Annotated in this window: 1 protein-coding gene; it reads left to right on the top strand. The window is 36.2% G+C overall.

Annotated features, from left to right (window positions below; translation table 11 throughout):
* Positions 1 to 56 precede the first annotated feature (56 nt).
* The coding region (locus QZ562_RS21055) for an acyltransferase (protein ID WP_293764678.1) at positions 57 to 2134 on the top strand (2078 nt) is incomplete at its 3' end.

Here is a 2134-nt window from a genome sequence, read left to right on the forward strand (position 1 = left end):
GTTCTGTAAGTGATCTAATTTCTAACACGGTTCTTTTTATTCCTTTTGGATTAGTAATAACCAAGGCGTCTCACAATCAGTTGACCGTCAAGAATGCATGCAAGTTTTTGGTGATAGGTTTTGCGCTCGCTTTTATCATTCAAGTGGGGCAAGTTTGGACAACTGATCGCATTCCTTGGGGAGGGGATGCTATTTGGAATCTATTTGGTTGTTTAATTGGTATTTTGCTGGCTAAAGGTTCTACCTCAAGTCGCATTCGTTTTAGCTATGAATTATCACCTTATTTAATTATTTCATTTTACCTGGGTTTAGCCTTAATTTTTATTAAACTTGCGCCTTATTCACCAGCATTAGACTTTGATGTGTTGAAGACTAATTTTAAACAAATTATTTATCATCCACAAATAGATTGGTATTGGACTTATGAGTCTGTAGTGACGTGGCTGATTGCATTTTATCTACTCTCTCAGGCGAAACTAAGGTGGCTAACTACTGGTAAGCTTGTTGCAATAGTGTTCGCTGTGCTTAGTATTAAGTTCTTAATTATTAATAATAATATTAATATTTCACAGTTTTTTGGAGCCTCTGTTGCTCTTATTATATGGATAAGTTTGAGGCTATTAGTTAATAAGCAAATTTTGTTATTAGCATTAGTATTAACTATTGTTCTCAATGGCTTATATCCATTTGAGTTAAAACCCTTCCCTACGGATTTTCATTGGCTACCATTTTCAGGCTCTCTCAATGGCAACATTTTGCTGAATATCATCGCTATGAGTAAAAAAATGTTGTTCTATATTTGCGCAGTCTGGTTAATGTATTTAGTGACTAATAAGCTAAGGTTATCGACTATTACAGTTGCCATAATTATTTTTGTTGGTGAATATTCTCAACGTTTTTTTACCAATTCCGTCGCCGAAATCACTGATGCAATTCTCGTGTTATTGGGTGGTTACATCCTTTCACTTTGCTTAATTAAATCTGACACAGATGGACAAAATACCTCCCAGATCAACCTTAAAGATACTATAGCCTCAAATGCCAATCTTTTGCAGAGCAAAATGGTTGGTATCAATCAACGTGATATTGCCAGCCTTGATGGCCTTAGGGCCCTCGCTGCATTATCGGTATTTATAGTACATTTTCAACAATTTACTAATATTGGTGGGGTACTAGGGCCTTTTGATCTTGAACGATGGATGGTCAATGGCAACACTGGTGTAGCCTTGTTTTTTGCATTAAGTGGTTTTTTGTTATCAATCCCTTTTTGGCAGGCCAATCAAGAGCATAACTTACCCAACATTAAGCATTACTTTCTAAAGCGTGCTATCCGTATTATTCCTTTATTCTATTTTTGCTTTATTTTGTTGATGGCCCTAAAAGGATTTAAAGGAGCTGAAGTCAATTTCAACAATATATTGAGTCATTTATTTTTCTTGCACAATTTGAAAGATGACCAAGTAATGAGTCTTAACCCTCCATTTTGGTCATTAGCAGTTGAAATGCAGTTTTATATTTTGTTACCGCTGTTTTTTGTCTCAATTAAAAAACTTAATCGTAAAAGTGGCACCTTAGTATTTATTGTTCTTGTCCCTGTCATTTATATATTTTATTGGTTACTAATGAACTGGCTAGGTGAGTGGAATGACTGGCCAATCAGAATTCCGCTTATTTGGCCTTTTGGAATTGAATTAATATCGGTTAATGGCGCAGCATTAAAGTATTCAACTATGGCCCATCTACCACACTTTTTAATTGGAGTTGTAGCTGCGAGTTTATTTCTTACCTACCGTGACTCAGGAAAACAAAAGCCAATATTATGCGAAGCACTTTTTTGGTTAGCCTCTGTAAGTGTGGCAGTCATTTTATCAACGCCTTTAGACGAACTATTTCAGCTTAACTTCGGGCGTTACAACTTTCCCCTTGTTCCACTTCTATTGGGTGTGATATTAGTTACTGCGCCTAACTCAGTGTTCGCAAAACGGTTATTAGATCTGTCAATTTTGAGATGGGTAGGCATCATCTCTTATGGAGTGTACCTATTTCATTATCCCCTACTCAAAGCGACTAAGATGGCCTTTGATCTGGCTGGCTTTAGTGTCACAAACAATGTGGTTTTATACGGTTTATCATC

The sequence above is a fragment of the uncultured Paraglaciecola sp. genome (genome assembly GCF_913058035.1).
In the GTDB taxonomy this organism is placed as follows: domain Bacteria; phylum Pseudomonadota; class Gammaproteobacteria; order Enterobacterales; family Alteromonadaceae; genus Paraglaciecola.